Below are 24,168 nucleotides of genomic sequence, written 5' to 3' on the forward strand. Positions count from 1 at the left end.
CACGGCAATGGCATATGCCGTAACAAGTGTTGTGTGACGTAGTTCAATCGGGAACGCAGATCGCGCCCGCGCGCACTGCCATGGCTGTGCGCCAGATCAGCCCCAAGATGACGACCAGCAGCAGCGCCAGAAGCCCTGCGCCGATCCAGCGATGGGCGTCGGAACCTGCTGCGTGCGCGTAACCGAAGCTGGCAATCGACAGCGCAGCGATCGGGAAAGACAGCGCCCACCACGACAGCGCGAAGGGTAGCCCGCGTAGCTTTGCAACCTGCGTGGCGACCAGAAGCGCGAAGATGTAACCCGCGCTGAGCAGGAAGTGCCCGAACGGCCCGACCTCGCCCTCAAGGCGCAGCCATGCGGTGAACGCGACCGCGGGGGGCGCCACGAGGATCATCAATGTCGGCACCATTTTACCCGGCAGCGGGTCGTGGAACATCAGGCGGTTCATCACCAGAGTTAGAAGCACGACCCAGAAGATCATCCCGCCCGAGAAAAACAGCCACGACAGCTCTATGTATCCCAGCTTTGCGCCAGCGAGCGGCACGATCACGTTGCCAACGGCGGGAATGAACCACGCTGGCGTCATCATTCCGTATTGAAACGGACGGTGGCCGATCCAGGTTGAGAGGACAGACAGCGCCAGCACACCCTGCAGCAGTGTTGCAAACAGCCAAAGCGGCTTGGCAAAGGCCGGGGCAGCGTCGACGAGTGCGGTCGCGAGCAAAAGCAGTGAGATCGAGATCGCGGGAAAGAAGGCGATCTTCACAGGATGGTTCCAGTCTGCCACAACTTCTTCGCGGTGGCGCAGCGCCTTAGCCATATAACCCAAGGTGATGGCGGCAAGCACCACAACAGAGCCGACCAGCACAGCTTGAGACATCACATGACCCGTCGCGAAGGACGACTCCGCTGCGCGCAAGGCAAGGGTAAAGCCGAACAAGCCCATCGCGATTGCGAAAAAGCTGATCTGGAAGTTGGCAAGCCGGGGAGACGCCACAGCCTCTGCTGCTGAAACTGACATGGGCAGACCTTTCTTAGGTATGGATCGGTTTTCGGGAGGGCGCGGCAGCGGTGGAATGCTACCGCTACCGCGCTTCTCCTCCGCGTTTACGCGCGCGGATCTTGGGCGCCGGAAGCGATGACACGCTCGTCTTCCTTCAGTTCAAGCCACATCGCATTCATCACAGCAAATATGGCGGCCAACGGGAGACCTAGAAGCCATGCAAAATACCACATCGGAGGTCCTTTCTTCAGTAAACGGAATGAGAATTGTCGGTGACGTCTGCCTCGGTGACCTTGCCCCAGAGCACTTTGTAGACCCATGCGGTGTACATCAGGATCAGCGGCAAAAAGATTGCAGTGGCCACCAGCATGATGAACAAGGTCAAATGCGACGACGAGCTGTTCCAGACCGTCAGCGACGACCGTGGATCACTTGACGACGGCATGATGAACGGGAACATCGTCAGACCGACCGAAGAGATCACCCCGAAGATTGCCATTTTGGAGAACAGCAGGGTCGACACCTCGCGCCCCGCCCGCAGGCCCAGGAACGTCAGCAGGCCGCCGATGATGCCCATAACAGGGGCGACCACAATCCAAGGGCGATCCTGATAGGAAGTGAGCCAGCTGGCAGTGCGCTCTACTTCGAAATGCAGCGGGTTGGACGGCCCGTCGGTGACGTAGTCGCCGACAATGCGGAACCCTTCGATCCCGACCGCCAACCACAACCCAGCCAGCACATAGGTTCCCACGGCCACCAACGCAGCGACGGATCCAATGGCGCGGGCACGGGTTTGAACAATACCCTCGGCCTTCAGCGTCAACCACGCCCCACCATGCATCACCAGCATCGACAGCGACACCACACCGGCCAAAATCGAGAATGGGTCCAGCAGGCCGATGAACTTCATATACCATGCGCCCTCGTAGATGGTGTGAAGGTCGTCAGTGAAGTGGAACGGCACACCTTGGATGACGTTCCCCACCGCAACTCCGAACAAGAGTGCCGGCACAGCACCACTGGCAAACAATGCCCAGTCCCAAGCCGTGCGCCAGCGTGGGTCTTCGCGCTTGGAGCGGTATTTGAACGCCACCGGGCGCACAATGAAACAGGACAAAATGACGAACATCGCCAGATAGAAGCCCGAGAAGCTCACCGCGTAGAGCGGCGGCCAAGCGGCAAAGATCGCGCCACCGCCGAGGATGAACCAAACTTGGTTCCCCTCCCAGACAGGGCCGACGGTGTTGATGGCTACGCGACGCTCAATGTCGGTTTTTCCAACGAAAGGCAGCAAGGCACCAACGCCCATGTCGAACCCGTCCGTCAGGGCAAAGCCGATCAACAGCACGCCCAGAAGGCCCCACCAGATGACACGCAACAGTTCGTAGCTCAGCAATTCATGCAAAATCATGTCTCTTACTCCGCTGGCATGGCTATGGCGTCGGCGTTACGCCGTCCGGCCAAGCGATCATTGTGACGCGTGTTCCAAGCCTCGGTCTCGTCCACGTCCTGATACGGCCCCTTGCGGATGAATTTCAGCATCAGCCCCATCTCGATTATGAACAGCACCGTGTAGAACACGACGAACCCCGCCAGCGTCAGAGCCACCTCTGTCATCGACAAGGCAGAGACCGACATCGCGGTGGGCAACACACCATCCACGGTCCAAGGTTGGCGGCCAAACTCGGCAACAAACCACCCCAGCTCTGCGGCAATCCACGGCGCAGGGATCATCCAAACAGCCATGTGCAAGGCTGGGCGGGGGAAATTCATCCCCTTGAACGACGCGCGGTAGAAGAAATAGCCCATGGTTGCGACGAAGCCGAAGCCAAGGCCAACCATCAGTCGGAACGCCCAGAACAGCGGCCAAACAGTCGGCACCGTGTCATTGGAGGCGGCAACGATCTGCTCCTCTGTCGCGTCCAGCGGGTTGTCGACGTATTTTTTCAGCAAGAAGGCAAAGCCCAAGTCGGCCGAATGTGCCTCGAACTTCGCCATCGTCAGCGGGTCGGTTGCATCGCGTTTTTCACGCACTTCCAGCAACGCCTCATAGGCGATCATGCCAGAGCGGATACGGTCCTCAGCTGTGGCCACCAGATCGTTGATCCCGGGGATTTCAGTGGTCAAAGATCGAGTGCCAATCAGACCCATCGCCCAAGGAATCTCAATCGCGTAATGCGTTTCACGGGTCTCTTGGTCGGGGAAGCCGATCAGGTTGAACGGCGCAGGGGCTTCATGGGTGTCCCACATCGCCTCAATCGCGGCGAGCTTCATCTTCTGGCTGTGGGTTGCCGAATAACCGGATTCGTCCCCCAGCAGCACAACCGAGAACGCCGATGCCAGACCAAATGCGGCGGCCACAGTGATCGACCGGCGGGCCAGTTCGATATGACGGCCCCGCAGCATGTACCAAGCCGAAACGCCAAGCACGAATACCGACGCGGTCACATAACCAGCGGACACGGTATGCACAAATTTAGCCTGCGCCACTTCGTTGAACAGGACCTCAAAAAAGTCCGTCATCTCCATACGCATGGTCATCGGGTTGAATTCGGCCCCGACCGGGTTTTGCATCCAGCCATTGGCGATCAGAATCCAAAGCGCCGAAAAGTTCGACCCGATGGCGACGAGCCAAGCAACTGTCAGGTGGGCGACCTTGCTCAGTTTATCCCAGCCAAAGAAGAAGAGCCCGACAAAGGTCGCTTCGAGAAAGAAGGCCATAAGCCCTTCGATGGCCAAGGGGGCCCCGAATATATCTCCCACGTAGTGGCTGTAGTAGCTCCAGTTCATCCCGAACTGGAATTCCATGGTGATGCCTGTCGCCACCCCGAGAACAAAGTTGATCCCGAACAATGTGCCCCAAAACTTCGTCATTTGCCGCCAGATGGGGCGGTTGGTCATCACATAGACCGTTTCCATGATCGCCACGAGGATTGACAAACCCAGCGTCAGCGGCACGAAAAGAAAGTGATACATAGCCGTCATCGCAAATTGCAGGCGCGACAGCTCAACGATCCCAAATTCCATATCTTCAGCTCCAGATATCAGAGGGGATTCACCCTCAGATTCAAATTCTCATTTTTGAATGTATCATGAATATCGGAGCTGGCAGCATTGATCTGGATCAATAAGTCATATCTTTAATATGAGTTATTTAGCGCCACTACTCTGTCGGCGAATTGCGTCTCAATACGTCGATGGGCCGCGACGACGATAGCGGCTTGCGGTAAAAATGCGCGGATTCCGCGCAAGACAGCAGCGGCGGTTGCTTCGTCCAAACCTTCGGTCGGCTCATCCAAAAGCAGCACAGACGGGGTTCGCAAAAGCACGCGGGCCAAAGTCAGGCGTCGCGCCTCCCCGCCCGACACCCCCTCGCCGCGTGCGCCGATCCATGTGCTCAGCCCCTGACGCGCGGCCAAGGTGTGATCCAGCTGAACCGCAGCCAGAACACGCCAAAGCAGCACGTCATCTGCCTGCGGATCAGCGAGGCGCAATACATCGGCAACCGTGCCTTCCATCAACGCGCTTCGTTGTGGCAACAAAGCAACCTGCTCGCGCAATGCGGCTTCGTCCAAATCTGCAAGTTGCACGCCCCCGAAAGTGATCTGCCCCGCGGCCAACGGATGCAGCCCCGCCAACGCCAGCAAGACTGTCGACTTGCCCGCCCCACTGGGGCCCGTCATGGCGACGGTCTCTCCAAGTTCCACGGTCAGGCTCAGGTTCTTCACCAAGGATGCCACTGTCATCATGCGGTTCAGCGCAATACCTTCCAAACGCAAAACCCCTCCGGTGATGCGGCCACCTGCCGCGACTGGCGCAGGCTGCGCCACATCCCGCGACACCCTACGCGCAGCCTCGACCATGCGCCCCAATTCAGCTGCGCCACGACGGAGCGGTGCCAGCGTCTCAGCCAAGGCCAAGGTGGTAAAAAACCCGAGCGCTGCCAAAGCCGGGGAGATGCTGCCTCCCTGCGCCATCGTGATACCTAGGAATAAAGCCCCTGCCCCAACCACTGAGCCCAGAACCTGCATCGCGGCACCAGCTTGCCGTTCGGCGCGATCCTGAACGCGCTGCAAGTCGAACCGTCTTTCATCGGCTGCCAAAGCAAAATCTGCTTGTGCCGTCAGGCGTCCCTGAACCGCAAGGTCGCGGCGCGCTCGGATCAGGTCAATAAAGCGCGAGCGGAAAGCTTGCCCTGCGGCCTCTGCACGCCGCGATAACGGGGCCGTTCGTTGCGCCGTTCGCCAGAAAATTAAGGCCGCCCCACCGACAAAACCGACGAGCACCCAGAGCGCAACCGGCAGGCCGACAAGGACCCATAGCACGACAAATGCCGTCAACTGGGCGAATATCCCTGCCAGTACCGGCAAGACAAGTCGCAGCGATATACCGTCAAGCGCATCAACATCAGCTGTCAGTCTGTTGAGCGCCTGCGCTCCCCTCAGACGGATCATGCGCGCGTACTCCGCCGTCAGCAGCCCGCCCAGCAAACGCAGGCGCAAAACCTCAAGCGCTCGCAGCGTAGCGTCATGTGTTAACACGCGTTCGCCATAGCGTGCGGCCGCACGGCCAAGCGCCAGAAATCGCACCATCGCGGAGGGCCTGAACACATCAAACACAGCGCCCAACCCTGCCAAACCTGCCGCAGCAGCAGCCGTGATGAACCAACCCGACAGCCCCAAAAGCGCCGCGCCCATTAGCAGCACGACCAAGCTCAAAAGTGCACCTCGCGTCAGCGCCGCGCGTTGCGTGCTCAGGATCATTTGGAAGATCGTCCAAAGCGCTTTCATGTGGGCTCTCCGATCATGATGACCCGATCCATGCGCGCCGCTAAGTCTTTGTCATGCGTGGCAATTATCAAGGTCGCCCCGCGTCGCGCCTGCGCCAGAAGCCCGTCCGCAACCGCTTGCGCTGTTTGCGCATCAAGGTCCGCTGTGGGCTCGTCCGCTAGGATTATGTCAGGCATCCCGTGGATGGCCCGTGCGAGCGTCACCCGCCGCGCCTCTCCACCGGACAGGCCGCCCCCGGTTTCGCCAAGCTTTGTGTTTAACCCTGCTGGCAGAGCCGCCACGACGTCTGCTACTGCCGCCTGCTGAAGGGCCCTGTCAGGGTCCCCGCCACGCCCGAGCGTCAGGTTCTGCCTCAAGCTTGCGTTCAGGAAATGCGGTGATTGCGGCATCCAACCGATGCGTGCGCGCCACGCGTCCGCGTTGCTCGCATCAAGTGTGCGGTCAGCGACACTGACCTGCCCGGACTCCGGGGCGGACAGGCCGGCCATCAGTCGAAGTGCTGAGGTTTTTCCCGCACCGCTTGGGCCCATCAACGCCACGCTTTCGCCCGCCTCAATGCGCATATCGGGCAAGACGATCCCGCCCTCCAGAACGCACCCGTTCAGTGCAATCCGAGCTGGCCCGAACAGTGGCTCTGCCGGTCCCCCTGCCCCCATAAGGTCAGGTGTTTTCCCTGCGTCCCAGTTTGCCAGATCCGCCCCTACGGCTTCCGCCGCGGCCTTATCGTGCCACGCGGCTGATAGATCTCGCATGGGTTGGTAGAACTCCGGTGCAAGAAGCAAAAGGAAGACCCCCGCCTCTGGCGAAAGCGGCGCGCCCCATGCGCCGAACTCAAGCACGCCAAGCAAGGAAAACCCGACATAGACCGCCACCATCGCCACACCAATCGCGGCGAACAGTTCCAGCACGGTTGACGATAAGAACGCCACGCGCAAAACCACCATCGTCCGTTGCCGCAGGTCCGCTGCCTTCGCTGCAAACCCTGCCATCACCGTGTCTCCCGCGCCAAGCAAACGAATGTCGACCAAGGCGGAGAGCCGTTCGACAAGCATATCGTTCAGGTTGCCGATCTCGTCCATCTGGCGCTGGCTGGCTTCCTTGGCCGCCATCCCGACCAGTGCCATAAACACTGGGATCAGTGGGCCGGATATCGCGAAGATCACTGCCACAGCCCATGAGTTCCACAGCGCCAGCGCAAGGATCACCAAGGGTACAACCATCACCCGCGCCTTTGCGGGCGCATAGCGCGTGATGTAGGGCGCGAGCAGATCCAACTTTTCTCCGGCAAGCGCGGAAATACTGCCCGCCCCGCCAAACGGGCTGCTCGCGGCGCGACGGGCCTCGGTGGCAAGCACGTAGCTGCGCAATTCTCGGATAATGGTGTCGGATGCCGCATCAGACTGCGTTTCCGACAAATAGCTCAACCCCGCACGCAGAACGCCAAAAAGTACAAACGCCAGCGCAACCTTGAGGGGCGGGATGCTGTCGTCAACCAGAAGTCCCGCAATTGCAAAGGCGACCAAAGCGGCTTGAAGCGGCCAGACGAGGCTTGACGCCAAAGACAGCGCAGCAGCGCGCCTCTGGAAGTCTGCCCCTGACGCCAGCCACAGCGCTAAGCTTCGCGGAGCCTTAGGGTCCACGCCATCGGAAGCATCCTGCTGTTCTGTCACGAGGCATCCTTTAAACTCGAGTCTTTGGCATCAGATATTCCTCACTTGGCGGTGTAGATATGATCTGGATCAACAACACGGCCAGATGACCACCCTAGACTAACTAAACTTGATCTTGCGATGAGACTTTTATGCGACTGACCACTCGGACAAACCTTGCCACCCGTATTTTGATGGCCTGTGCGGTCAATGACGGTCTAACCGTTCGCACGTCCGAGATTGCCGCGAAGTGTAATGCGTCGGTCAATCACTTGCTCCAGGTCGTGAACCTGTTGCAAGGCGGCGGCTTTGTGGAGACGCTGCGCGGGCGCAGCGGTGGCATCCGCCTCACGCGCGCGATGGACCAAATCTCGATCGGCGAAGTGTTCCGTCTTTTTGAGTCAGGCGCACCCTTTGCGGAGTGCTTCGATGCTGAGACCAACACCTGTCCTCTCGCTGCGACCTGTCGCCTGCGCAGTTTCATCACCCGCGCGCTGGAGGCGTTTTACCACGAACTCGATATGGTGACGCTCGAAGATCTGGTGAAGGGGAATTGCGGGCTCAACAAGCTTTTGGACATGACGCCGCGCATCGAAGACCACGACTGCCTGCAACCAGCAAAAGCTTAAACAGACATCCCCTGACGTCCGGCCAAATCTGTAAAGTACTGCCACGCAACGCGTCCTGAACGGCCACCTCGGGTTTGCTGCCACTCGATCGCTTCCGCCCGGAGGGTGTCGTCGTCAATCGTCACATCATGCGCCGCGCAATACCCGCGGATCATATCGAGATATTCGTCCTGCGTGCAGGGGTGGAAGCCAAGCCACAGACCAAAGCGGTCAGACAGCGACACCTTTTCTTCCGTCGCCTCAGACGGGTTTATCGCCCCACCCCGTTCGTTCTCGATCATATCACGCGGCATCAAATGCCTGCGGTTCGAGGTGGCATAGAAAATGACATTGTCCGGTCGGCCTTCGATGCCCCCGTCCAAAACAGCCTTAAGCGATTTATAGTGCTGGTCGTCATGACTGAAGCTCAGGTCGTCGCAATAGAGCACGAAGCGATGGTCCGAAGCGCGCAGCAGGTTCAGCAGCCGCCCGATGGAAGGCAGGTCTTCGCGTTGCACTTCGACCAGTTTCAGCGGCAAGCCAGCGCCGACGATATCGCCATGCACGGCCTTGACCAGCGAGGATTTACCCATCCCCCGTGAGCCCCAAAGCAACGCATTATTGGCCGCGAACCCTTTGGCGAACTGTAAAGTGTTGGCGTGCAGCGTATCGCGCGCCCGCTCGATCCCGATCAAGAGATCAAGTGCTATGCCATTGACGTTGTGGACTGCCGCAAGGCGGTCCGGATCGACATGCCATAAAAACGCGGAGGCGCTGTCGAAATCAGGGGCATCGCCGGGTGGTGGAGACATGCGTTCCAACGCGGCGGCAATGCGGTCCATCGGGTCGTCGATCATGCCGTTCATCTTACGGTCCGCGATCTTCGGTATGGGTTTCGCTGTCGTCCTCGTCATCGCCGAGGTCATCTTCGTCGTCCCAAAGCCCCTCTTCGCGCAGTTTGACTTCACGCTCTTTCTCGACACGCGCGACGAGGAAGATCGAGATTTCATAAAGGCCATAGACCACAACAAACAAAATCAACTGCGTCGTCACATCCGGCGGCGTGACCAAGGCGGCGACGACCAAAATGCCCACGACGGCATATTTACGAGTATTGCGCAGCCCTTCGGCGGTGGCCAAACCAGCCTTACCCATCAGCGTTAGCAGCACCGGAAGCTGGAAACACAGGCCAAAGGCCACAATCATTTTCAGTGTAATATCAAGGCTTTCGTTGACTTTGCCGTTGAAGACGATGTCGATGCCGGTGCTTGTCGTGGCGTCGACGATCTCGCCCGATGCGACCATTGCCGCAAAAAAGGACGGCAGGTCTGCGAAGCCCAAGAAGAACTGCATCGCCAATGGCACAACGATGTAATGCGCGAAGGCCGCGCCCAAAAGAAACAGCATCGGCGACGCGATCAAGAAAGGCAAAAACGCGTTCTTTTCGTTTTTATAGAGACCCGGCGCCACGAACCGCCACAGCTGATAGCCGATCACAGGGAACGACACGAACAGCCCCCCCACCATGGAAATACGGATCAGCGTGAAAAAGTATTCCTGCGGCGCGGTGTATTGCATGACCGGGTTGGGATTGCCCAGCGACCGCATCGTGTTCTCGATCGGAACCAACAGGAAATCCAGAATTGCGCTGCCGAAGGTGAAGCAGATGATCATGCCCACAATAAACGCCATGGCCGCACGGATCACGCGGGTGCGCAACTCGGCCAGATGTTCGATCAGTGGGGCGGAGCTATCGTCGATATCGCTCTCGGCGCTCATGTGTCAGCTTTCTTCGGCTTTGCGGCAGCTTTGGGCTTCGAGGCGGGCTTAGGCTTCGCAGCAGTCTTCGGCTTGGCCGCGGCTTTCGGCTTCGCAGCGGCCTTGGGCTTGGCAGCAGCCTTGGCCTTGGGTTTCGCTGCAGCCTTGGGCTTTGCGGCAGAGGCATCGGCAGTCGCCGCAGCTTCCGCTTCTTTAGCGATACGTGTTTCAGCGGCTTTCGCCGTCGAGGCGCGGATTTTCTCAGCCGCCTCAGCGCGCTCCTTAGCCAATTTCTTGGTTTCGGAGCCGTCGGGGTATTTGTCGAAATTCGTCGCTTCTCGGATTTTGTCGAGCCCCATCTTCTTGGGGTTCGCCGCAGCTTTCACCGTGTTCGCCACATCCTTGACCCCTGCCTCATCGGCGGCGTCTTCCATGGCGCGGCTGAACTCGCGGGCCATGCGCTTGGCTTTCGCAGTGAATTGCCCAAGCGTGCGAAACATGCCCGGTAGATCCTTGGGGCCAACCACGATCAGGGCCACAAGCCCGATCACCAAAAGCTCGGTCATGCCAATGTCAAACATGGCGCACGCCTCCGGTCCGCATTCCGGCCCTGCTCACGAGACTCAGACTTTGTCTTTTTCGTCTTCGGGAGTGACGTCTTTCAAAGCCACATCCGCCTCGTCCAATTCCTTGGAGCTGTCATCAACGCCCTTCTTGAACGCAGTGATGCCTTTGCCGACTTCGCCCATCAGGCCGGAAATCTTGCCGCGTCCGAAAAGCACCAGAACGACAACAGCAATAAGCAGCAGGCCCGGCAATCCGATATTGTTCAACATGTTTAGGTCTCCCTTGGTCGCGCTCAGAACGGATGCTGCGCGGATGAATATGTCTGCCTTCTATCTAGGGGTTCGACAGGTCGGGGAAAAGGCGCAAAACGCCCCAGTCGGGGGGAAATGCTGTCGAAAAGCAGCGATGTGCAACTTGCGGAAAGCCTACTGACAGGTTTATGTCAGTAGTGGGGTGTCACAAAGCTCATATTCAAACAGAATCACCTCAGGAGCTTTCCCATGACCATCAACACCGGCCCACAGGTTGCAGAAATCGTAACTTTCACTCTCAAAGACGGCACCGACCAATCCGCTTTCCTCGCAACTTTGCGCGCTACCCAGAGCTGGGTGGACGGCATGCCCGGCTTTCTGGGCCGTCAAGTGACACGTGGCGCTGACGGCCGGTGGACGGATAACATCCTTTGGGCAAACGCGGCGTGCGCCAAGGCGGCGCAGGACAGCTTTGGCCGGCAGACTTTTGCGCCTGATATGGGCGAAGCATTAAACCACGAAACCTTGGAAATGCGGCACGAGACAGTTTTCATGGCCGCCCCATGAGGACTCCATGAGACGCACCGACCGCCTGTTCGACTTGATCCTGCTGTTGCGCAACGGCCGCCTGCATCGCGCTGAAGACCTGGCGCGGGAGCTGGAAGTGTCCGTGCGCACGATCTACCGGGACATGGAAACGCTGCAACTGTCAGGCGTCCCTGTCGAGGGCGAGCGGGGGCTGGGCTACATGATGACAGCCCCCATTACCCTGCCCCCGCTGAACCTGACGATGACGGAGTTGGAAGCACTTCATCTGGGTATGGCGATCGTAGGTGAGGTGGCCGATGAAGAATTGCAAGGAGCCGCCCGCTCGCTGTCCGCCAAGATCGATGCGGTGCTGCCAGAAGACCGCACCGCGCCGCCCACTGGCTGGGGCTTCGCGGTTTACCCGTTCAAGGACGCAGCCGGTGGTTTTCGTTTCATGCCGCAACTACGCACGGCGATCCGCACCCGCCAGAAACTCAGCATCACTTATGCCACCGCAGAAGGCACGCCGTCAGAGCGGATCATCCGACCGCTGCAAATGGAATATTGGGGGCGCGTCTGGACGGTCTCGGCTTGGTGCGAATTGCGCGGGGATTTCCGTCTGTTCCGCGCCGACCGCATCCGCGCCTTGAAGCCATTGGCCGAACTCTTCGTAGAGGAACAAGGCAAGTCGCTGGCCGACTTTATCGCCCGACAAAAGGTAAAGTGCTGAAGCAGCCGCCTCAGCCCCGCGTGTAGCGGGAGATCATGCGGTAGTCCTTCGCGGGACCAACGACGCGCCACACTGCTTCCCATTCCGGCCAGTGCGAAAAGTCGTAGCTGACATGGTAGACATCGGGGTCACAGTGATGATTGTCGTCGGGCATCGACCGGTCCAGCGCGATCACATGAAAAGGGCGGCCATCCCCGAACTCGACCGCGATTTTGTTGGCGAACTCCCCCTCGAACCCGCGCCAGATATAACGGCGGGTGGCCAGCATTGCCGCTTGCTGGCCGTAGACCAGCTCCCCTTCTTCAGAGTACTGCATCTCCAAAGGACCGGACCGCGTGAATGTGGCAATGCCCGCCAAACGCCCTTCAATGCCGTTGCGGCGATCCTCGATGATGCGTGCCAGTTGCCATTCGCCTTCGAATTGGTCCAAGCCTTTGTGCATCCCATCCCCTCACTCTGACCAGGCGCTACCAAGTTGTGCGCCACTGTCTTCAATAACCCTTAAGGTCGCGTTATCGCTCCTCCCCGCCTCGCGAAAAGCATCCGTCGAGCGATACCCGTATTTCAGATTAGCGATCCCCGCCCATCCGCCAATTGCCCTTACTGTCGCGGCGACGGTGGGCCGTAAGCCAACTGGATAAGCATATCATAAAATAAGTGCAAAGGGCAGCGACGCCCTGTCTCAGGCTGCTATCTTCGGTTGTCCCTCACGCGGGGTCAGTCTAAGACCGCCGCAACTGCCACACAAAACTTGAAAGCGCTTGATATGATCCCTCGCTATTCCCGCCCCGAGATGGTTGCCATCTGGTCCCCCGAGACCAAATTTCGCATCTGGTACGAGATCGAGGCGCACGCCTGCGACGCCATGGCCGATCTGGGCGTGATCCCGCGTGAGAACGCTGAAGCCGTTTGGAAAGCCAAGGACGTCGAGTTCGACGTGGCCCGCATTGACGAAATCGAGGCGGTGACAAAGCATGACGTCATCGCCTTCCTGACCCATCTGGCCGAGCATGTCGGCTCTGAAGAAGCCCGTTTTGTACATCAGGGCATGACTTCGTCTGACGTGCTCGACACCTGTTTCAATGTGCAGCTTGTTCGCGCCGCTGACATCCTGATTGCCGACGTGGAAGGCCTGCTCGCCGCCCTGAAACGTCGCGCGATGGAGCACAAAGATACCCTGCGCGTTGGCCGCTCGCACGGCATCCATGCCGAGCCGACCACCATGGGCCTGACTTTCGCACGCTTCTATGCCGAAATGGACCGCAACCTGACCCGCCTGCGCACTGCACGTGACGAAATCTCCACCGGCGCCATTTCCGGCGCGATTGGGACTTTCGCCAATGTGGACCCTCGCGTTGAGGAACATGTCTGCGAAAAGCTGGGCCTGTCGCCAGAGCCGATCTCCACGCAAGTCATCCCCCGCGACCGCCACGCGGCGTTCTTCGCGGCCCTCGGTGTGGTCGCCTCCTCTATCGAAAACATCGCGACCGAAATCCGCCACATGCAGCGTACAGAAGTGCTGGAAGGCGCGGAGTTCTTCTCCATGGGCCAAAAGGGCTCCTCCGCGATGCCGCACAAAAAGAACCCCATCCTGACCGAAAACCTTACGGGTCTGGCGCGCACCATTCGCATGGCAGTGGTCCCTGCGATGGAGAACGTGGCGCTTTGGCACGAACGCGACATCTCCCACTCCTCGGTAGAACGCATGATTGGCCCCGACACCACAATCACTCTGGATTTCGCGCTTGCCCGTCTGACAGGCGTGATCGACAAAATGTTGATCTTCCCAGACAACATGCTCGACAACATGAACAAGTTCCCCGGACTGGTGATGTCCCAGCGTGTGCTGCTTGCTCTTACGCAAGCTGGCGTCAGCCGCGAGGATGCCTACGCCATGGTCCAGCGCAACGCGTTGAAGGTCTGGGAGCATCGCGTTGATTTTCAAGAACAATTGCTGGCGGACGAAGACGTCGTCGCAGCCCTTGGCGTGGACGCGATCAAAGAGAAATTCGACATGGGTTACCACACCAAGCATGTCGATACGATCTTCAAGCGCGTATTTGGTTAAGGCCCGCACCAAAAATCAAAAACTGTCGAACGCCCGCCCAATGCGCGGGCGTTTTGATTTTGAAGACTCTCATGCTATCTTTTTCGGTACAGACCAACAGGAGAGAAATTCAGATGAAGACCAAAACACTATTGGCCGCTCTCGCCCTCACCCTGACGCCGGCGATTGCATCAGCGGAATGCGCCTTCGGGCAGCACAAGCAGGCCGCATCGTGCCAAGCAGGATCCACCTGGGATGCTGAAAAAGGCGCTTGCGTGGCGCAGCCGACAGGCTAAGCCAGCTGCGCGACACGACCCGTGACAGAAATTGGGGGCGGCTCTGGATATCCAGCGCCGCCCCCACTGCATTTCGCTAAAACCCGACTTATCCCACACTTTGCTCCTCACCTTCCGTTAACGTCCGTCCCTTCTATTAAACGGTGCGAGACGATTAACGGGATGGGACAGGCCATGGATTTGGTGACACAGCCGCGCGGCAGCGTCGGGCTTGGGATTGGCGGCAAGATCGCTACGACAGCATTTTCTTTTGATGGATCCGACACGCCGCTCGCGTTGACCGGCGCGCAAAAGGCGGCCGTTATTGTCCAAATGATCCTGCACGCGGGCGGCTCAATCCCGCTCGCCGTCATGTCAGAAGCCACGCAAGTGCATCTGGCGCGTGTCTATGCCTCTATGGGGCCCATCAACAAGGCCACCGTTGCCGCTGTCCTGACCGAATTCGCCCGACATCTTGATGCGCATGGCCTCAGTTTTCCCGTCGACACCTCTGCGGCGCTTGATGCGCTGGAAGGCAACCTGAGTGACAGCCTTCTGGAGCGAATGCGCCAGATTCACAGCCCGACTCTGCCCAAAAACACGTGGGAGATGATCGCAGACCTCCCCGTGGAGACACTGGCAGAGCTAGTTGCCGCCGAAAGCCCGCGCGTGGGGGCGATTATCATGTCGAAGCTGCCCGCAGCCGCCTCTACAAATGTGATGGAGCTGTTGGAATTTGAAACCGCCAATGCCGTGACCTTCGCCATGTCTGAAACCGCAGCCGTGCGACCCGAAACCGTTGATATTGTGGCGCAGGCAATCTTGAACGGAAACGAAAACCAAACCCAAGGCGGAGCCTTCACCACCAAACCTGTCGCGCGCGCTGCCGCCTTGCTCAATGCTGCGGCTGCGACCCAACGCGACGCGATCCTCGAAGCCCTCGACACGCTCGATACGATCTTCGCGGCCCAAGTGCGCAAGGCGATCTTCACCTTCGCGGACATCCTCACGCGGCTGCAACCGACCGATGTGCCTGCCATAATCCGCGTTCTACCCGGCGACGAGTTGAACGCGGCCCTCAAAGCTGGCTCTGAGGCACATCCCGAAGTCGTAGAGTTCATCATCGCCAACCTCTCCAAGCGCATGGGCGACGCCATCCGCGAAGAATTGGCCGAAGCGGCACCACTTTCCGGCAAGGCGGCGGAAGCGGCGATGGGCAAGCTCACCGCCGCAATTCGCCAACTCGAGGAAAGCGGCGATCTGACCCTGATAACTATCGACGAGGGCGATGCCTGACACGGCTTCTTAACCCGAAAAAGAAAAAGGGCGGCCCCAACAAGGCCGCCCATTCTTCAATCTTACTAATCCCGCAGCTTAATGCGCGACGGTTGCGGAACTGCCGGCACCCTTGGCAGCCAGCGCAGCCTGTGCCGCTTCTTCCGCAGCCTCGTCCCACTCAATGGGCTCCGGCTCGGAGATCAGCGCAAGTTTCAGCACTTCCGAGACGTGCTTGACCGGGATAATTTCCAACCCTGCTTTCACATTGTCCGGAATTTCTGGCAGGTCCTTTTCGTTCTCCGTCGGGATCAGCACCGTTTTGATGCCCCCCCTCAGCGCCGCCAACAGCTTCTCTTTCAAGCCGCCGATTGGCATGGCGTTGCCGCGTAAACTGACTTCGCCCGTCATGGCAATATCCCTACGCACGGGGATCTGTGTCAGCACCGAAACGATCGATGTCACCATAGCCAGACCAGCCGATGGCCCGTCCTTCGGGGTCGCCCCGTCCGGCACGTGAACGTGGATGTCAATCTTGTCAAAGGTCGGTGGTTTCACACCAATCTTCGGCGAGATGGAGCGTACATAGGACGACGCCGCATCAATCGATTCCTTCATGACATCGCCGAGCTTACCGGTGGTCTTCATCCGGCCCTTGCCCGGAAGGCGCAGAGCCTCAATCGACAGCAATTCGCCCCCGACAGAGGTGTAGGCCAAGCCCGTCACCACCCCGATCTGGTCATCCATTTCCGCAAGGCCATAACGGTATTTCTTGACGCCCAGATAGTCGTCAAGATTGTCCGGTGTGATCACCACTGATGTTTCGTCCTTGCGGACGATTTTGGTCACGGCCTTCCGCGCCAGCTTGCCGATTTCACGTTCCAGATTCCGCACGCCCGCCTCGCGGGTGTAGGTGCGGATCATTTCCAGAAGTGCCTCGTCGGTCAGCTCGAACTCGCCCTTTTTCAAACCGTGGTTCTTCACCTGCTTGGCAATCAAATGCTGCTTGGCGATCTCGGACTTTTCGTCCTCGGTATAACCTGCGAGCGGGATGATCTCCATACGGTCCAGAAGCGGGCCAGGCATGTTGTAGCTATTGGCCGTGGTCAGGAACATCACGTTGGACAGATCGTATTCAACCTCAAGATAGTGGTCGACGAACGTGCCATTTTGTTCCGGATCAAGCACCTCGAGCATCGCAGACGCGGGATCGCCACGGAAGTCCTGCCCCATCTTGTCGATCTCATCGAGCAAGATCAGCGGGTTGGTCGTCTTCGCCTTTTTCAGCGCCTGAATGATCTTACCCGGCATAGAGCCAATATAGGTCCGACGGTGGCCACGGATTTCGGACTCATCACGCACGCCCCCAAGGGAGATACGGATGAACTCACGACCCGTCGCCTTGGCCACAGACTTCCCGAGGGACGTTTTACCCACACCCGGAGGCCCAACTAGGCACATGATCGGGCCCTTGAGCTTCTTGGAGCGTTGCTGAACCGCAAGGTATTCCACGATACGTTCTTTAACCTTTTCAAGGCCATAGTGATCATCGTCGAGCACTTTCTGTGCCTTAACCAAATCTTTTTTAACGCGCGAGGTCACACCCCACGGGATACCCAATATCCAGTCAAGATAGTTCCGCACCACGGTGGCCTCAGCCGACATCGGGCTCATGTTCTTGAGCTTTTTGATCTCGGCGTCGACTTTTTCCTTGGCCTCTTTCGACAGCTTTGTCTTGGCGACCTTGGCCTCCAGTTCGGCCACTTCGTTCTGGCCTTCCTCGCCGTCGCCCAGTTCCTTCTGAATGGCCTTCATTTGCTCATTCAGATAGTATTCACGCTGTGTGCGCTCCATCTGGTTTTTCACGCGGGACTTGATCTTTTTCTCGACCTGAAGCACGGACATTTCGCCCTGCATCAGCCCGTAGACCTTCTCCAGACGCTCGGCCACAGACAGGGTCTCCAGAAGCTCCTGCTTTTGGTGAACCTCGACGCCCAGATGGCCGCCAACAAGGTCGGCCAGTTTGTCAGGTGCTTCGGTTTCCGCCACCGAGGCCAAGGCCTCTTCGGGAATGTTCTTCTTCACCTTGGCATAGCGCTCAAACTCTTCGCCAACCGACCGCACAAGGGCGTGGACAGTGGTTTCGTCGCCGACGGTTTCGTCCAACTCGACAGCGCGCGCCTCGAAAAAGCTTTCGTTTTCAAGGTATTCCACGATTTTCACGCGGGATCGCCCTTCCACCAGAACTTTGACTGTGCCGTCAGGCAGTTTCAGCAGTTGCAGGACATTTGCCAGCACACCGGTCTCGTAGATGCCTTCCGCAGTTGGGTCATCCTCGGACGGGTCCATCTGGCTTGACAGAAGAATTTGCTTGTCGTCCTTCATCACCTCTTCAAGTGCGCGCACGGATTTATCGCGTCCAACGAAAAGCGGCACAATCATGTGCGGGAACACCACGATATCGCGCAGTGGCAAAACGGGATAGGACAGGGTCTGTTGCTCGGTCATTCGTTTTCCTTTTTGGCAAGATCGCAATGGCCCCGCATAAGCAGCAACCGTCATGCAATCTCCGGTATCGATTTAAGAAGTGGGGGCGGCCCACAGCTCTTTCAACCATCCACCGATTGGCTTGATCATAGTGTGAACGCGCATTGCGGCGGATACAAGCGGATCACGGCGCAATTTTCACCCAAATTTACCCGATCAGGGCCTTTGGAAGCGCCAAATCCAGCCTCACTCATGCCCTAATGCCCGTCTAGAAAGTCCGAATAACAAGTCCACATTAATGTTTAGGCCCCAAAATGCTCACCCTGCTCCTTCGCCATTACCGCCGTTTTGCCGTGTTTTCGGGCGGTATGGCGCTGTTTTGCACAGCCCAACTGATTGGTACGGGTTTTGAGCTTCCGCTGATTGGCCTTTTAGCGGTCTTTCTTCCGATTGCGGCGCTGTTCATGGTCGCGGCAGTGGGCGTTTACATCTGGATTCCTCGCCATCGCGGCCTTCTGGAGATCACCGGCGCAGCTGGGATCATCTGCGCCATCATCCTGTTTTATGCCCACAAATTTGGCCACGGCGGGATGATCCAAGGAATTGGTGGTGTCATCGCCCTGCTCTTGATTGCAGTCGGGCTAAGAACATTGCTCCACAGCAAATGGTCGCGAAAGATCGGCACCCAGACAACTTGGCGCGACCGCCATTCCGGACATGTGCCCTACCCTGCCCGACTTATCTGGCGCCACGTGGTGCCCGGTGCAGCTGAGCCCGCCGATCACTGCACTGGCATGATGGCACGCTATGACGAGGACGAAGAAGACCCAGACACCGTTCATGTGACCTTCAAAGGTCGCAAGGATCGCGCTGCGCAATACACGCTGACCTTTCTGGAACGTGATCACCCGTCCGCCTGCCGCTTCTTCTTTCAAGGAAGCGAGGCTGACGGAACTGTGGTCGACGGCATATTCTCTTTGCGCATCACTGTGCTGGAACGGGACGCCTGCTTCGTCTCCTGCGTCGAGGAACGCTGTGGCCTGAGCCTTGGCAGTCTGGTCGAGCGTTGGTTCGATGATGCGCTTGGCTATCAACAGGACAAACTGCTTGAAATGCTTGATGCACGCTACGGCGAAACTTACGGGCCACGCAAACCCGAGGTCGCCTTAGCCGACTAAGTCCCAAAGCACCCCCAAGCGACAGTCATCTCTGGCGCGGGGCTGCCAAACTGGTCTAGCCTTCGGAGCATGATCACACTTACCTATCACATTGACGAGCAGGAATTCATGCGCGCCGCCCGCGCTTACTGGTCTTATCGGGGCATTGGCGATCGTGGAAACTGGATTTTGGCTGCGCTTAGCCTTCTGGCGGGGATCAACCTATTGGTCTGGGATCTCAACGTGGGTTGGATCTGGGTCGGCGCCGCCGCGTTGTTCGCAGTCATTACGATGATACGCAACGCGCTATGGCGGCGGGGCTATCGCAAAATGATCAAATACACCGCGCCAATCACCGCAAGTTTCACCCGTGACGTGGTCGAAACCACATCGGCAGAGGGTACATCCACATTGCCTTGGACAACCTTCACGAAATACGCGGAAACGCCGGAGTTCTTCTTCCTCACCCTACCGAGGCGTGGGTTGTCGATCATCCCGAAGCGCGCCACCAAAGATGACTGGGAACTGGAAACCCTGCGCGACATGATCACCGCCAATTTGCCACGCGCCAAAATGCGGTGGACCTAGGCCTTAGACAGGCTCGATATCGCCCATCGCGCGGGTCTCGTGGAAGCTCTTCACGAACCCTGCCAAATCGCCGGCGGCAATCGCCCCACGCAACCCGCCCATCAGCTCTTGGTAGTAATGCAGGTTGTGCCAAGTCACGAGCATGGAGGAGATGATCTCTTGTGACTTGAAAACGTGATGCAGATACGCCCGCGAATACTGCGAGCAGCACGGGCATGTGCAGGCCTCATCTAGCGGTCTTGGATCATCCATGTGCCGCGCGTTCTTTATGTTAACAACACCGCGTCGCGTGAACGCCTGCCCCGTGCGGCCAGATCGTGAGGGCAGCACGCAATCAAACATGTCGATGCCCCGCTCAACTGCGCCAACGATGTCGTCAGGCTTGCCCACGCCCATCAGGTAGCGCGGCTTGTCCTGCGGTAGCTGGTCGGGCGCATAATCGAGGCAGCCGAACATTGCTTCCTGCCCCTCGCCCACAGCCAAACCACCGACCGCATAGCCGTCAAAGCCGATCTCGGTCAGCGCCGCAGCACTTTCCGCACGCATGTCCTGCTCCAACCCACCTTGCTGGATGCCAAACAGCGCATAGCCCGGACGATCGCCAAACGCTTCGCGCGACCGCGCGGCCCAGCGCATGGACAGCTGCATGCTTTCGTTGATCCGTGCGCGATCCGCCGGCAGCGCCGGACATTCGTCAAAGCACATCACGATGTCGGAGCCGAGCAGCTTCTGGATTTCCATCGACCGTTCTGGCGAAAGCATGTGTTTGGAACCGTCGATATGCGATTTGAAGGTCACGCCCTCTTCCGTGAGCTTGCGCAAATCGGCGAGGCTCATCACCTGAAACCCGCCGCTATCTGTCAGGATCGGCCGTTCCCAGTTCATGAATTTGTGCAACCCGCCCAGATTGGCAATCCGCTCTGCGGTGGGACGCAGCATAAGATGGTAGGTGTTGCCCAGCAGGATGTCGGCGCCAGTCGCACGAACGCTTTCGGGCATCATCGCCTTTACGGTCGCGGCGGTGCCTACGGGCATGAATGCGGGCGTGCGAATCTCGCCACGCGGAGTGGAAATAATGCCCGTGCGGGCCTTGCCATCTTTGGCGTGAAGGTCAAATCGAAATCTCTGTGTCATGCCTGCCGCTTTAGGGGTAAACATGAACTCTGCGCAAGAGAGAGAGCCAAATATGAACGACGATTCAATTCTCACGATGGGTTGGGAAGAGTGGCTCAGCTTGCCTGACCTGTCGTTGCCGACCATTAAGGCAAAGGTGGACACGGGGGCGAAAACTTCTGCTCTGCACGCCTTTGACATCGAGCCTTTCGGCTCTGCAACGCGGCCCCAAGTGCGCTTCGCCATCCATCCGATTCCGGGCAACGACAGCCTGATCATTCCCTGCTCTGCCCCAATCATCGACCGACGCGACGTCATCTCCTCCAATGGTGAATCCGAGTTACGCTATGTGATCGAAACGAACCTGTCCGTCGGCGGCCAAAGCTGGCCCATTGAGGTCACTCTGACCAATCGCGGCTCCATGGCATATCGCATGTTGCTTGGCCGTCAGGCCCTGCGCGAAAACACTGTGGTCGCCCCGTCCGAGCGGTTCTGCCAGCCAGAGCTGAGCTACGACGTCTACACCGCCTCCAAACTGCGCACAGCCACCAAGGCACGTGCGTTGCGCATTGCCGTCCTGTCCCGTGAGGCGGCCAGCTACTCCACAGCAAAACTCGTGACAGAGGGCGAGGCGCGCGGTCATGTGGTCGAAGTCATCGACACGACGCGCTGCTACATGGCGATCAACGCCAAGGCGCCAGAGGTCTACTATGACGGCAAACGCCTGCCCCGCTTTGACGCCGTGATCCCGCGCATCGGCGCGTCGATTACCACCTATGGCTGCTCGGTCCTGCGCCAGTTTGAAACCCTTGGCACCTATTGTGTAAACGGCTCTGAGGGGATCACCGCCTCACGGGACAAGCTTCATGCCCACCAAGTGCTCGCCCGCCACCGTATTGGAATGCCCACCACCGCCTTTGCTGCGTCTCCCAAAGATACCAAGAACCTGATGGATCTTGTGGGCACCGCGCCACTGATCGTGAAATTGCTGGAATCCACCCAAGGCAAAGGCGTGGTTCTGGCCGAAACTAAAAAAGCCGCGGAATCCGTAATCGATGCCTTTCGCGGCCTGAAAGCCAACTTCCTTGTGCAAGATTACGTGAAGGAAGCCGCCGGCGAGGATATCCGTTGTCTTGTGATCGGCGGTAAGGTCGTGGCGGCGATGAAGCGCACGTCGGATGGCGATGATTTCCGCTCCAACCTGCATCGCGGAGGCACCGCAGCCGTGACCCGCATCTCCAAGACAGAGCGTGACATGGCCACCCGCGCCGCGAAGGCATTCAAACTCGGCGTGGCTGGTGTTGATCTACTTCGTTCGTCCGAAGGGCCGAAAATTCTGGAGGTCAACTCCTCCCCCGGACTTGAGGGGATCGAAAAGGCCTCAGGAAAAAACATCGCGGCATTGCTGTTCGATCAGATCGAAATGCGTGTGCGGCCCGCGCCACTCAAGAAAACGCGCAAGAAGGTCGGATGACCCGCCGCGCGATTCTCTGCGCCCTACTGGCGACCGCAGCCCTACCTGCATTCGGGCAGTCGGCGCGGTATGAGCTGGAAAACTCCCTGACCGAGCGCGCAAAATGGCGCAGTTTTGGCAACAAGGACTGGCTCACCGGCGATCCGATTGAACGTGCGCGATCAGGCCGCTCTCGCGTAACGACGTACGAGCTGACCCATGTCGGTGGCGGCACTCCAGTGGCCCGCCTAAAGTCGCTGATCGCCTTGGCCGAGGCCGGGCCAAAGGGCTATGACGCCGTGCATGTCGGCGCGAAGGTCAAACCTCCAAAACCACCAACGCAGTTGTCTCTGGGCCAGATTTTGGCGTGGATCAAACGCACCCCCGGACAGCCCCATGCCATCGGACGGTATCAGTTCATCCCCACGACTTTACGGGTCCTGATCGGGCGCGCTGGGCTCTCCAACAGCACCCGCTTTTCACCGCAGGTTCAGGATCAGCTAGCAGATTTGTTGCTTGCAGACGCGGGCCTTCAGAAGTTTCAGGCGGGTCGCATGTCTCGCAAACGCTTCATGAACAATCTCGCGCGGATTTGGGCGGGCCTGCCGACCTCTTCCGGCAAAAGCTATTACGATGGTTACGCAGGCAATCGCGCCACCCTAACCCGCGCCTATTTTGACGCAAGAATGCGCGAGTTTTTCCCGCGGACCTAGCCCGCCCGCGCCAACCATCCCGCACTGGTCAAACCTGACGTGACAAAATGGTGTAGGCGCAGCACTGGACGATGCCGTCGCTAAACCTTATATCTTTACTCAACTATCCCACATGGATGCTAAAGATGAACCAGCCAACAGAACAACTTGAAGGCGCGCCGCTGATTAAGCCGTCCTCCACCGACCACCCTCTTTACGAGCCCGTCGTAGAGGCCTGTCGTTCAGTCTATGACCCTGAAATTCCAGTTAACATTTACGATCTTGGTCTGGTGTACACGATCGAGATCAGTGACCAGAACGAAGTGTCGATCATTATGACTCTCACGGCCCCAGGCTGCCCTGTAGCTGGCGAAATGCCCGGTTGGCTGGCCGAAGCGGTTGAGCCTCTTGCTGGCGTGAAGCAGGTCGATGTGGACATCACATGGGATCCGCCCTGGGGTATGGAGATGATGTCTGACGAGGCCCGTCTGGAACTGGGGTTCATGTGATGTTTTCCATTCCCGGCAAACAAGCGGTCTCCATCACCGATCGGGCTGCGTCCCAGATCGCCAAGCTGATGGAACGCGACGGGCATAAGGCTTTGAAAATAGGCGTCAAAAAGGGCGGCTGCGCGGGCATGGAATACACCATGGATTATGTGGACGAGGTCGACCCCCATGACGAGGTGGTCGAGCAAAACGGCGCCCGCGTGATCATCGCCCCGATGGCACAGATGTTCCTGTTCGGCACCGAAATCGACTATGAAACCAGCCTTCTAGAAAGCGGGTTCAAGTTTAATAACCCCAACGTGTCCGAGGCCTGCGGCTGCGGTGAATCGATCAAGTTCGACGAGAGCCTGTTCGCAAAAGAATGAGTGTGAGCGAAGCCGATATCGCCTTCGCCCGCGAGCTTTTCGCCCCGCTTCCCGCCATTTCGACCCGCAAAATGATGGGCGGCCTGTGCCTCTATTCAGAAGGCACAATCTTCGCCCTGCTTTATTCTGATGGACAGATTTACCTCAAGGCAAAGGGCGATTTCGTAGCTGAAATCGAAGGGCTTGGCGGAACGCGCTGGACCTACACGCGCAAGGACGGCAAAGTGACGGGAATGCCCTACTGGTCGCTTCCCGATCAGTTTCTTGACGATCCGTCCGAGGCCAGCGCCCTTGCCGCACGCGCCTTGGAACACCTTTAAAGG

26 protein-coding genes are annotated in these 24,168 nt (G+C 58.6%); 13 read left to right on the forward strand and 13 right to left on the reverse strand.

Annotation, left to right across the window (positions count from 1 at the left end):
* Positions 1 to 43: 43 nt before the first annotated feature.
* The 6 genes from BM352_RS14845 to cydD form a co-directional block, all read right to left on the reverse strand.
* Positions 44 to 1,021 carry an SLAC1 anion channel family protein gene (locus tag BM352_RS14845; protein ID WP_090218335.1) on the reverse strand — a complete coding sequence of 326 codons (978 nt, stop codon included), beginning with the start codon at positions 1,019 to 1,021 and terminating at the stop codon, positions 44 to 46.
* Positions 1,022 to 1,107: 86 nt separating this feature from the next.
* A complete protein-coding gene (cydX, locus tag BM352_RS14850) occupies positions 1,108 to 1,236 on the reverse strand; it encodes a cytochrome bd-I oxidase subunit CydX (RefSeq protein WP_090218337.1) in 129 nt (42 codons plus the stop codon).
* Between the two features lie 14 nt (positions 1,237 to 1,250).
* A complete protein-coding gene (gene cydB, locus BM352_RS14855) occupies positions 1,251 to 2,414 on the reverse strand; it encodes a cytochrome d ubiquinol oxidase subunit II (protein WP_090218339.1) in 1,164 nt (387 codons plus the stop codon).
* Between the two features lie 5 nt (positions 2,415 to 2,419).
* Positions 2,420 to 4,030, reverse strand: coding sequence for a cytochrome ubiquinol oxidase subunit I (locus tag BM352_RS14860; protein ID WP_090218341.1), 1,611 nt, complete (start codon positions 4,028 to 4,030; stop codon positions 2,420 to 2,422).
* Between the two features lie 113 nt (positions 4,031 to 4,143).
* Positions 4,144 to 5,793: an amino acid ABC transporter ATP-binding/permease protein gene (locus BM352_RS14865; protein WP_090218344.1), complete on the reverse strand. Its 1,650-nt coding sequence runs from the start codon at positions 5,791 to 5,793 to the stop codon at positions 4,144 to 4,146.
* Entirely contained in the window at positions 5,790 to 7,463 is a 1,674-nt protein-coding gene (cydD, locus tag BM352_RS14870; protein ID WP_245781002.1) for a thiol reductant ABC exporter subunit CydD, read from the reverse strand. The genes BM352_RS14865 and cydD overlap by 4 nt, the downstream gene beginning before the upstream one ends.
* A 131-nt stretch (positions 7,464 to 7,594) precedes the next feature.
* Between cydD and BM352_RS14875 the strand changes: the two genes are divergently transcribed.
* Positions 7,595 to 8,071 (forward strand): RrF2 family transcriptional regulator, encoded by a 477-nt coding sequence (locus BM352_RS14875; protein ID WP_090218346.1) that lies wholly within the window; start codon positions 7,595 to 7,597, stop codon positions 8,069 to 8,071.
* Here BM352_RS14875 and BM352_RS14880 read toward each other — a convergent pair.
* The 4 genes from BM352_RS14880 to BM352_RS14895 are packed head-to-tail and all read right to left on the reverse strand — an operon-like array spanning position 8,068 to position 10,644.
* Positions 8,068 to 8,907, reverse strand: coding sequence for an ATP-binding protein (locus tag BM352_RS14880; protein WP_090220334.1), 840 nt, complete (start codon positions 8,905 to 8,907; stop codon positions 8,068 to 8,070). The two genes, BM352_RS14875 and BM352_RS14880, sit on opposite strands and share 4 nt — an antisense overlap.
* A 10-nt stretch (positions 8,908 to 8,917) precedes the next feature.
* A complete protein-coding gene (gene tatC, locus BM352_RS14885) occupies positions 8,918 to 9,829 on the reverse strand; it encodes a twin-arginine translocase subunit TatC (RefSeq protein ID WP_090218348.1) in 912 nt (303 codons plus the stop codon).
* Positions 9,826 to 10,389, reverse strand: a complete 564-nt coding sequence (gene tatB / locus BM352_RS14890) for a Sec-independent protein translocase protein TatB (protein WP_090218351.1) — start codon at positions 10,387 to 10,389, stop codon at positions 9,826 to 9,828. Before tatB ends, tatC begins: the two co-directional genes overlap by 4 nt.
* Positions 10,390 to 10,431: 42 nt before the next feature.
* Complete coding sequence (locus BM352_RS14895; RefSeq protein ID WP_090218354.1) at positions 10,432 to 10,644, reverse strand: twin-arginine translocase TatA/TatE family subunit; 213 nt, start codon at positions 10,642 to 10,644, stop codon at positions 10,432 to 10,434.
* Positions 10,645 to 10,875: 231 nt separating this feature from the next.
* On the opposite strand from BM352_RS14895, the gene BM352_RS14900 reads away from it, so the two are divergent.
* Together BM352_RS14900 and BM352_RS14905 are read left to right on the forward strand one after the other, a co-directional pair.
* Positions 10,876 to 11,193, forward strand: coding sequence for an antibiotic biosynthesis monooxygenase family protein (locus tag BM352_RS14900; RefSeq protein ID WP_090218356.1), 318 nt, complete (start codon positions 10,876 to 10,878; stop codon positions 11,191 to 11,193).
* Positions 11,194 to 11,200: 7 nt separating this feature from the next.
* Entirely contained in the window at positions 11,201 to 11,884 is a 684-nt protein-coding gene (locus tag BM352_RS14905) for a helix-turn-helix transcriptional regulator (RefSeq protein ID WP_090218359.1), read from the forward strand.
* 10 nt (positions 11,885 to 11,894) lie between these two features.
* Here BM352_RS14905 and BM352_RS14910 read toward each other — a convergent pair whose 3' ends face one another.
* Complete coding sequence (locus BM352_RS14910; protein ID WP_090218362.1) at positions 11,895 to 12,326, reverse strand: DUF6314 family protein; 432 nt, start codon at positions 12,324 to 12,326, stop codon at positions 11,895 to 11,897.
* Between the two features lie 324 nt (positions 12,327 to 12,650).
* Here BM352_RS14910 and purB point away from each other — a divergent pair, with 324 nt between their 5' ends.
* The 3 genes from purB (at position 12,651) to BM352_RS14920 (ending at position 15,502) form a co-directional block, all read left to right on the forward strand.
* The gene (purB, locus tag BM352_RS14915) at positions 12,651 to 13,952 is read left to right on the forward strand and encodes an adenylosuccinate lyase (protein WP_090218364.1); all 1,302 of its coding nucleotides are present in this window, start codon (positions 12,651 to 12,653) and stop codon (positions 13,950 to 13,952) included.
* A gap of 113 nt (positions 13,953 to 14,065) precedes the next feature.
* Complete coding sequence (locus BM352_RS19005; protein WP_175500702.1) at positions 14,066 to 14,227, forward strand: hypothetical protein; 162 nt, start codon at positions 14,066 to 14,068, stop codon at positions 14,225 to 14,227.
* A gap of 174 nt (positions 14,228 to 14,401) precedes the next feature.
* Complete coding sequence (locus BM352_RS14920) at positions 14,402 to 15,502, forward strand: FliG C-terminal domain-containing protein (protein WP_175500703.1); 1,101 nt, start codon at positions 14,402 to 14,404, stop codon at positions 15,500 to 15,502.
* A 78-nt stretch (positions 15,503 to 15,580) separates the two neighbouring features.
* Here BM352_RS14920 and lon read toward each other — a convergent pair whose 3' ends face one another.
* Positions 15,581 to 17,989 (reverse strand): endopeptidase La, encoded by a 2,409-nt coding sequence (gene lon, locus BM352_RS14925; RefSeq protein WP_090218369.1) that lies wholly within the window; start codon positions 17,987 to 17,989, stop codon positions 15,581 to 15,583.
* Between the two features lie 293 nt (positions 17,990 to 18,282).
* On the opposite strand from lon, the gene BM352_RS14930 reads away from it, so the two are divergent.
* Positions 18,283 to 19,146: a hypothetical protein gene (locus tag BM352_RS14930; protein ID WP_090218371.1), complete on the forward strand. Its 864-nt coding sequence runs from the start codon at positions 18,283 to 18,285 to the stop codon at positions 19,144 to 19,146.
* 69 nt (positions 19,147 to 19,215) lie between these two features.
* Entirely contained in the window at positions 19,216 to 19,713 is a 498-nt protein-coding gene (locus BM352_RS14935; RefSeq protein WP_090218373.1) for a YcxB family protein, read from the forward strand.
* Positions 19,714 to 19,716: 3 nt separating this feature from the next.
* On the opposite strand, the gene tgt is transcribed toward BM352_RS14935, so the two are convergent.
* The gene (gene tgt / locus BM352_RS14940) at positions 19,717 to 20,847 is read right to left on the reverse strand and encodes a tRNA guanosine(34) transglycosylase Tgt (RefSeq protein WP_090218376.1); all 1,131 of its coding nucleotides are present in this window, start codon (positions 20,845 to 20,847) and stop codon (positions 19,717 to 19,719) included.
* A gap of 52 nt (positions 20,848 to 20,899) precedes the next feature.
* Here tgt and rimK point away from each other — a divergent pair, with 52 nt between their 5' ends.
* From rimK to BM352_RS14965, 5 genes are all read left to right on the forward strand, one after another.
* Positions 20,900 to 22,300, forward strand: a complete 1,401-nt coding sequence (gene rimK, locus BM352_RS14945) for a 30S ribosomal protein S6--L-glutamate ligase (protein ID WP_090218379.1) — start codon at positions 20,900 to 20,902, stop codon at positions 22,298 to 22,300.
* On the forward strand, positions 22,297 to 22,992 hold the full coding sequence (locus BM352_RS14950; RefSeq protein ID WP_090218384.1) for a lysozyme family protein: 696 nt from the start codon (positions 22,297 to 22,299) through the stop codon (positions 22,990 to 22,992). Before rimK ends, BM352_RS14950 begins: the two co-directional genes overlap by 4 nt.
* A gap of 125 nt (positions 22,993 to 23,117) precedes the next feature.
* A complete protein-coding gene (locus tag BM352_RS14955; RefSeq protein WP_090218388.1) occupies positions 23,118 to 23,480 on the forward strand; it encodes an SUF system Fe-S cluster assembly protein in 363 nt (120 codons plus the stop codon).
* Positions 23,480 to 23,845, forward strand: a complete 366-nt coding sequence (locus BM352_RS14960) for a HesB/IscA family protein (protein ID WP_090218391.1) — start codon at positions 23,480 to 23,482, stop codon at positions 23,843 to 23,845. The genes BM352_RS14955 and BM352_RS14960 overlap by 1 nt, the downstream gene beginning before the upstream one ends.
* Positions 23,842 to 24,165, forward strand: coding sequence for a TfoX/Sxy family protein (locus BM352_RS14965; protein WP_090218393.1), 324 nt, complete (start codon positions 23,842 to 23,844; stop codon positions 24,163 to 24,165). Before BM352_RS14960 ends, BM352_RS14965 begins: the two co-directional genes overlap by 4 nt.
* Positions 24,166 to 24,168: the final 3 nt, after the last annotated feature.

Source organism: Litoreibacter janthinus (assembly GCF_900111945.1).
GTDB classification, from domain to species: Bacteria; Pseudomonadota; Alphaproteobacteria; order Rhodobacterales; family Rhodobacteraceae; genus Litoreibacter; species Litoreibacter janthinus.

Excerpts from the sequence above, each read along its gene's own strand:
- BM352_RS14965 (WP_090218393.1), top strand. The coding sequence starts at position 23,842 with ATGAGTGTGAGCGAAGCCGATATCGCCTTCGCCCGCGAGCTTTTCGCC.
- tgt (WP_090218376.1), bottom strand. The coding sequence starts at position 20,847 with ATGACACAGAGATTTCGATTTGACCTTCACGCCAAAGATGGCAAGGCC.
- BM352_RS14930 (WP_090218371.1), top strand. The coding sequence starts at position 18,283 with ATGCTCACCCTGCTCCTTCGCCATTACCGCCGTTTTGCCGTGTTTTCG.
- rimK (WP_090218379.1), top strand. The coding sequence starts at position 20,900 with ATGAACGACGATTCAATTCTCACGATGGGTTGGGAAGAGTGGCTCAGC.
- purB (WP_090218364.1), top strand. The coding sequence starts at position 12,651 with ATGATCCCTCGCTATTCCCGCCCCGAGATGGTTGCCATCTGGTCCCCC.
- BM352_RS14860 (WP_090218341.1), bottom strand. The coding sequence starts at position 4,030 with ATGGAATTTGGGATCGTTGAGCTGTCGCGCCTGCAATTTGCGATGACG.
- BM352_RS14960 (WP_090218391.1), top strand. The coding sequence starts at position 23,480 with ATGTTTTCCATTCCCGGCAAACAAGCGGTCTCCATCACCGATCGGGCT.
- lon (WP_090218369.1), bottom strand. The coding sequence starts at position 17,989 with ATGACCGAGCAACAGACCCTGTCCTATCCCGTTTTGCCACTGCGCGAT.
- BM352_RS14905 (WP_090218359.1), top strand. The coding sequence starts at position 11,201 with ATGAGACGCACCGACCGCCTGTTCGACTTGATCCTGCTGTTGCGCAAC.
- cydB (WP_090218339.1), bottom strand. The coding sequence starts at position 2,414 with ATGATTTTGCATGAATTGCTGAGCTACGAACTGTTGCGTGTCATCTGG.
- BM352_RS14845 (WP_090218335.1), bottom strand. The coding sequence starts at position 1,021 with ATGTCAGTTTCAGCAGCAGAGGCTGTGGCGTCTCCCCGGCTTGCCAAC.
- BM352_RS14865 (WP_090218344.1), bottom strand. The coding sequence starts at position 5,793 with ATGAAAGCGCTTTGGACGATCTTCCAAATGATCCTGAGCACGCAACGC.
- cydX (WP_090218337.1), bottom strand. The coding sequence starts at position 1,236 with ATGTGGTATTTTGCATGGCTTCTAGGTCTCCCGTTGGCCGCCATATTT.
- BM352_RS19005 (WP_175500702.1), top strand. The coding sequence starts at position 14,066 with ATGAAGACCAAAACACTATTGGCCGCTCTCGCCCTCACCCTGACGCCG.
- BM352_RS14950 (WP_090218384.1), top strand. The coding sequence starts at position 22,297 with ATGACCCGCCGCGCGATTCTCTGCGCCCTACTGGCGACCGCAGCCCTA.
- BM352_RS14900 (WP_090218356.1), top strand. The coding sequence starts at position 10,876 with ATGACCATCAACACCGGCCCACAGGTTGCAGAAATCGTAACTTTCACT.
- tatB (WP_090218351.1), bottom strand. The coding sequence starts at position 10,389 with ATGTTTGACATTGGCATGACCGAGCTTTTGGTGATCGGGCTTGTGGCC.
- BM352_RS14895 (WP_090218354.1), bottom strand. The coding sequence starts at position 10,644 with ATGTTGAACAATATCGGATTGCCGGGCCTGCTGCTTATTGCTGTTGTC.
- BM352_RS14880 (WP_090220334.1), bottom strand. The coding sequence starts at position 8,907 with ATGATCGACGACCCGATGGACCGCATTGCCGCCGCGTTGGAACGCATG.
- BM352_RS14875 (WP_090218346.1), top strand. The coding sequence starts at position 7,595 with ATGCGACTGACCACTCGGACAAACCTTGCCACCCGTATTTTGATGGCC.
- BM352_RS14910 (WP_090218362.1), bottom strand. The coding sequence starts at position 12,326 with ATGCACAAAGGCTTGGACCAATTCGAAGGCGAATGGCAACTGGCACGC.
- tatC (WP_090218348.1), bottom strand. The coding sequence starts at position 9,829 with ATGAGCGCCGAGAGCGATATCGACGATAGCTCCGCCCCACTGATCGAA.
- BM352_RS14955 (WP_090218388.1), top strand. The coding sequence starts at position 23,118 with ATGAACCAGCCAACAGAACAACTTGAAGGCGCGCCGCTGATTAAGCCG.
- BM352_RS14920 (WP_175500703.1), top strand. The coding sequence starts at position 14,402 with ATGGATTTGGTGACACAGCCGCGCGGCAGCGTCGGGCTTGGGATTGGC.
- BM352_RS14935 (WP_090218373.1), top strand. The coding sequence starts at position 19,216 with ATGATCACACTTACCTATCACATTGACGAGCAGGAATTCATGCGCGCC.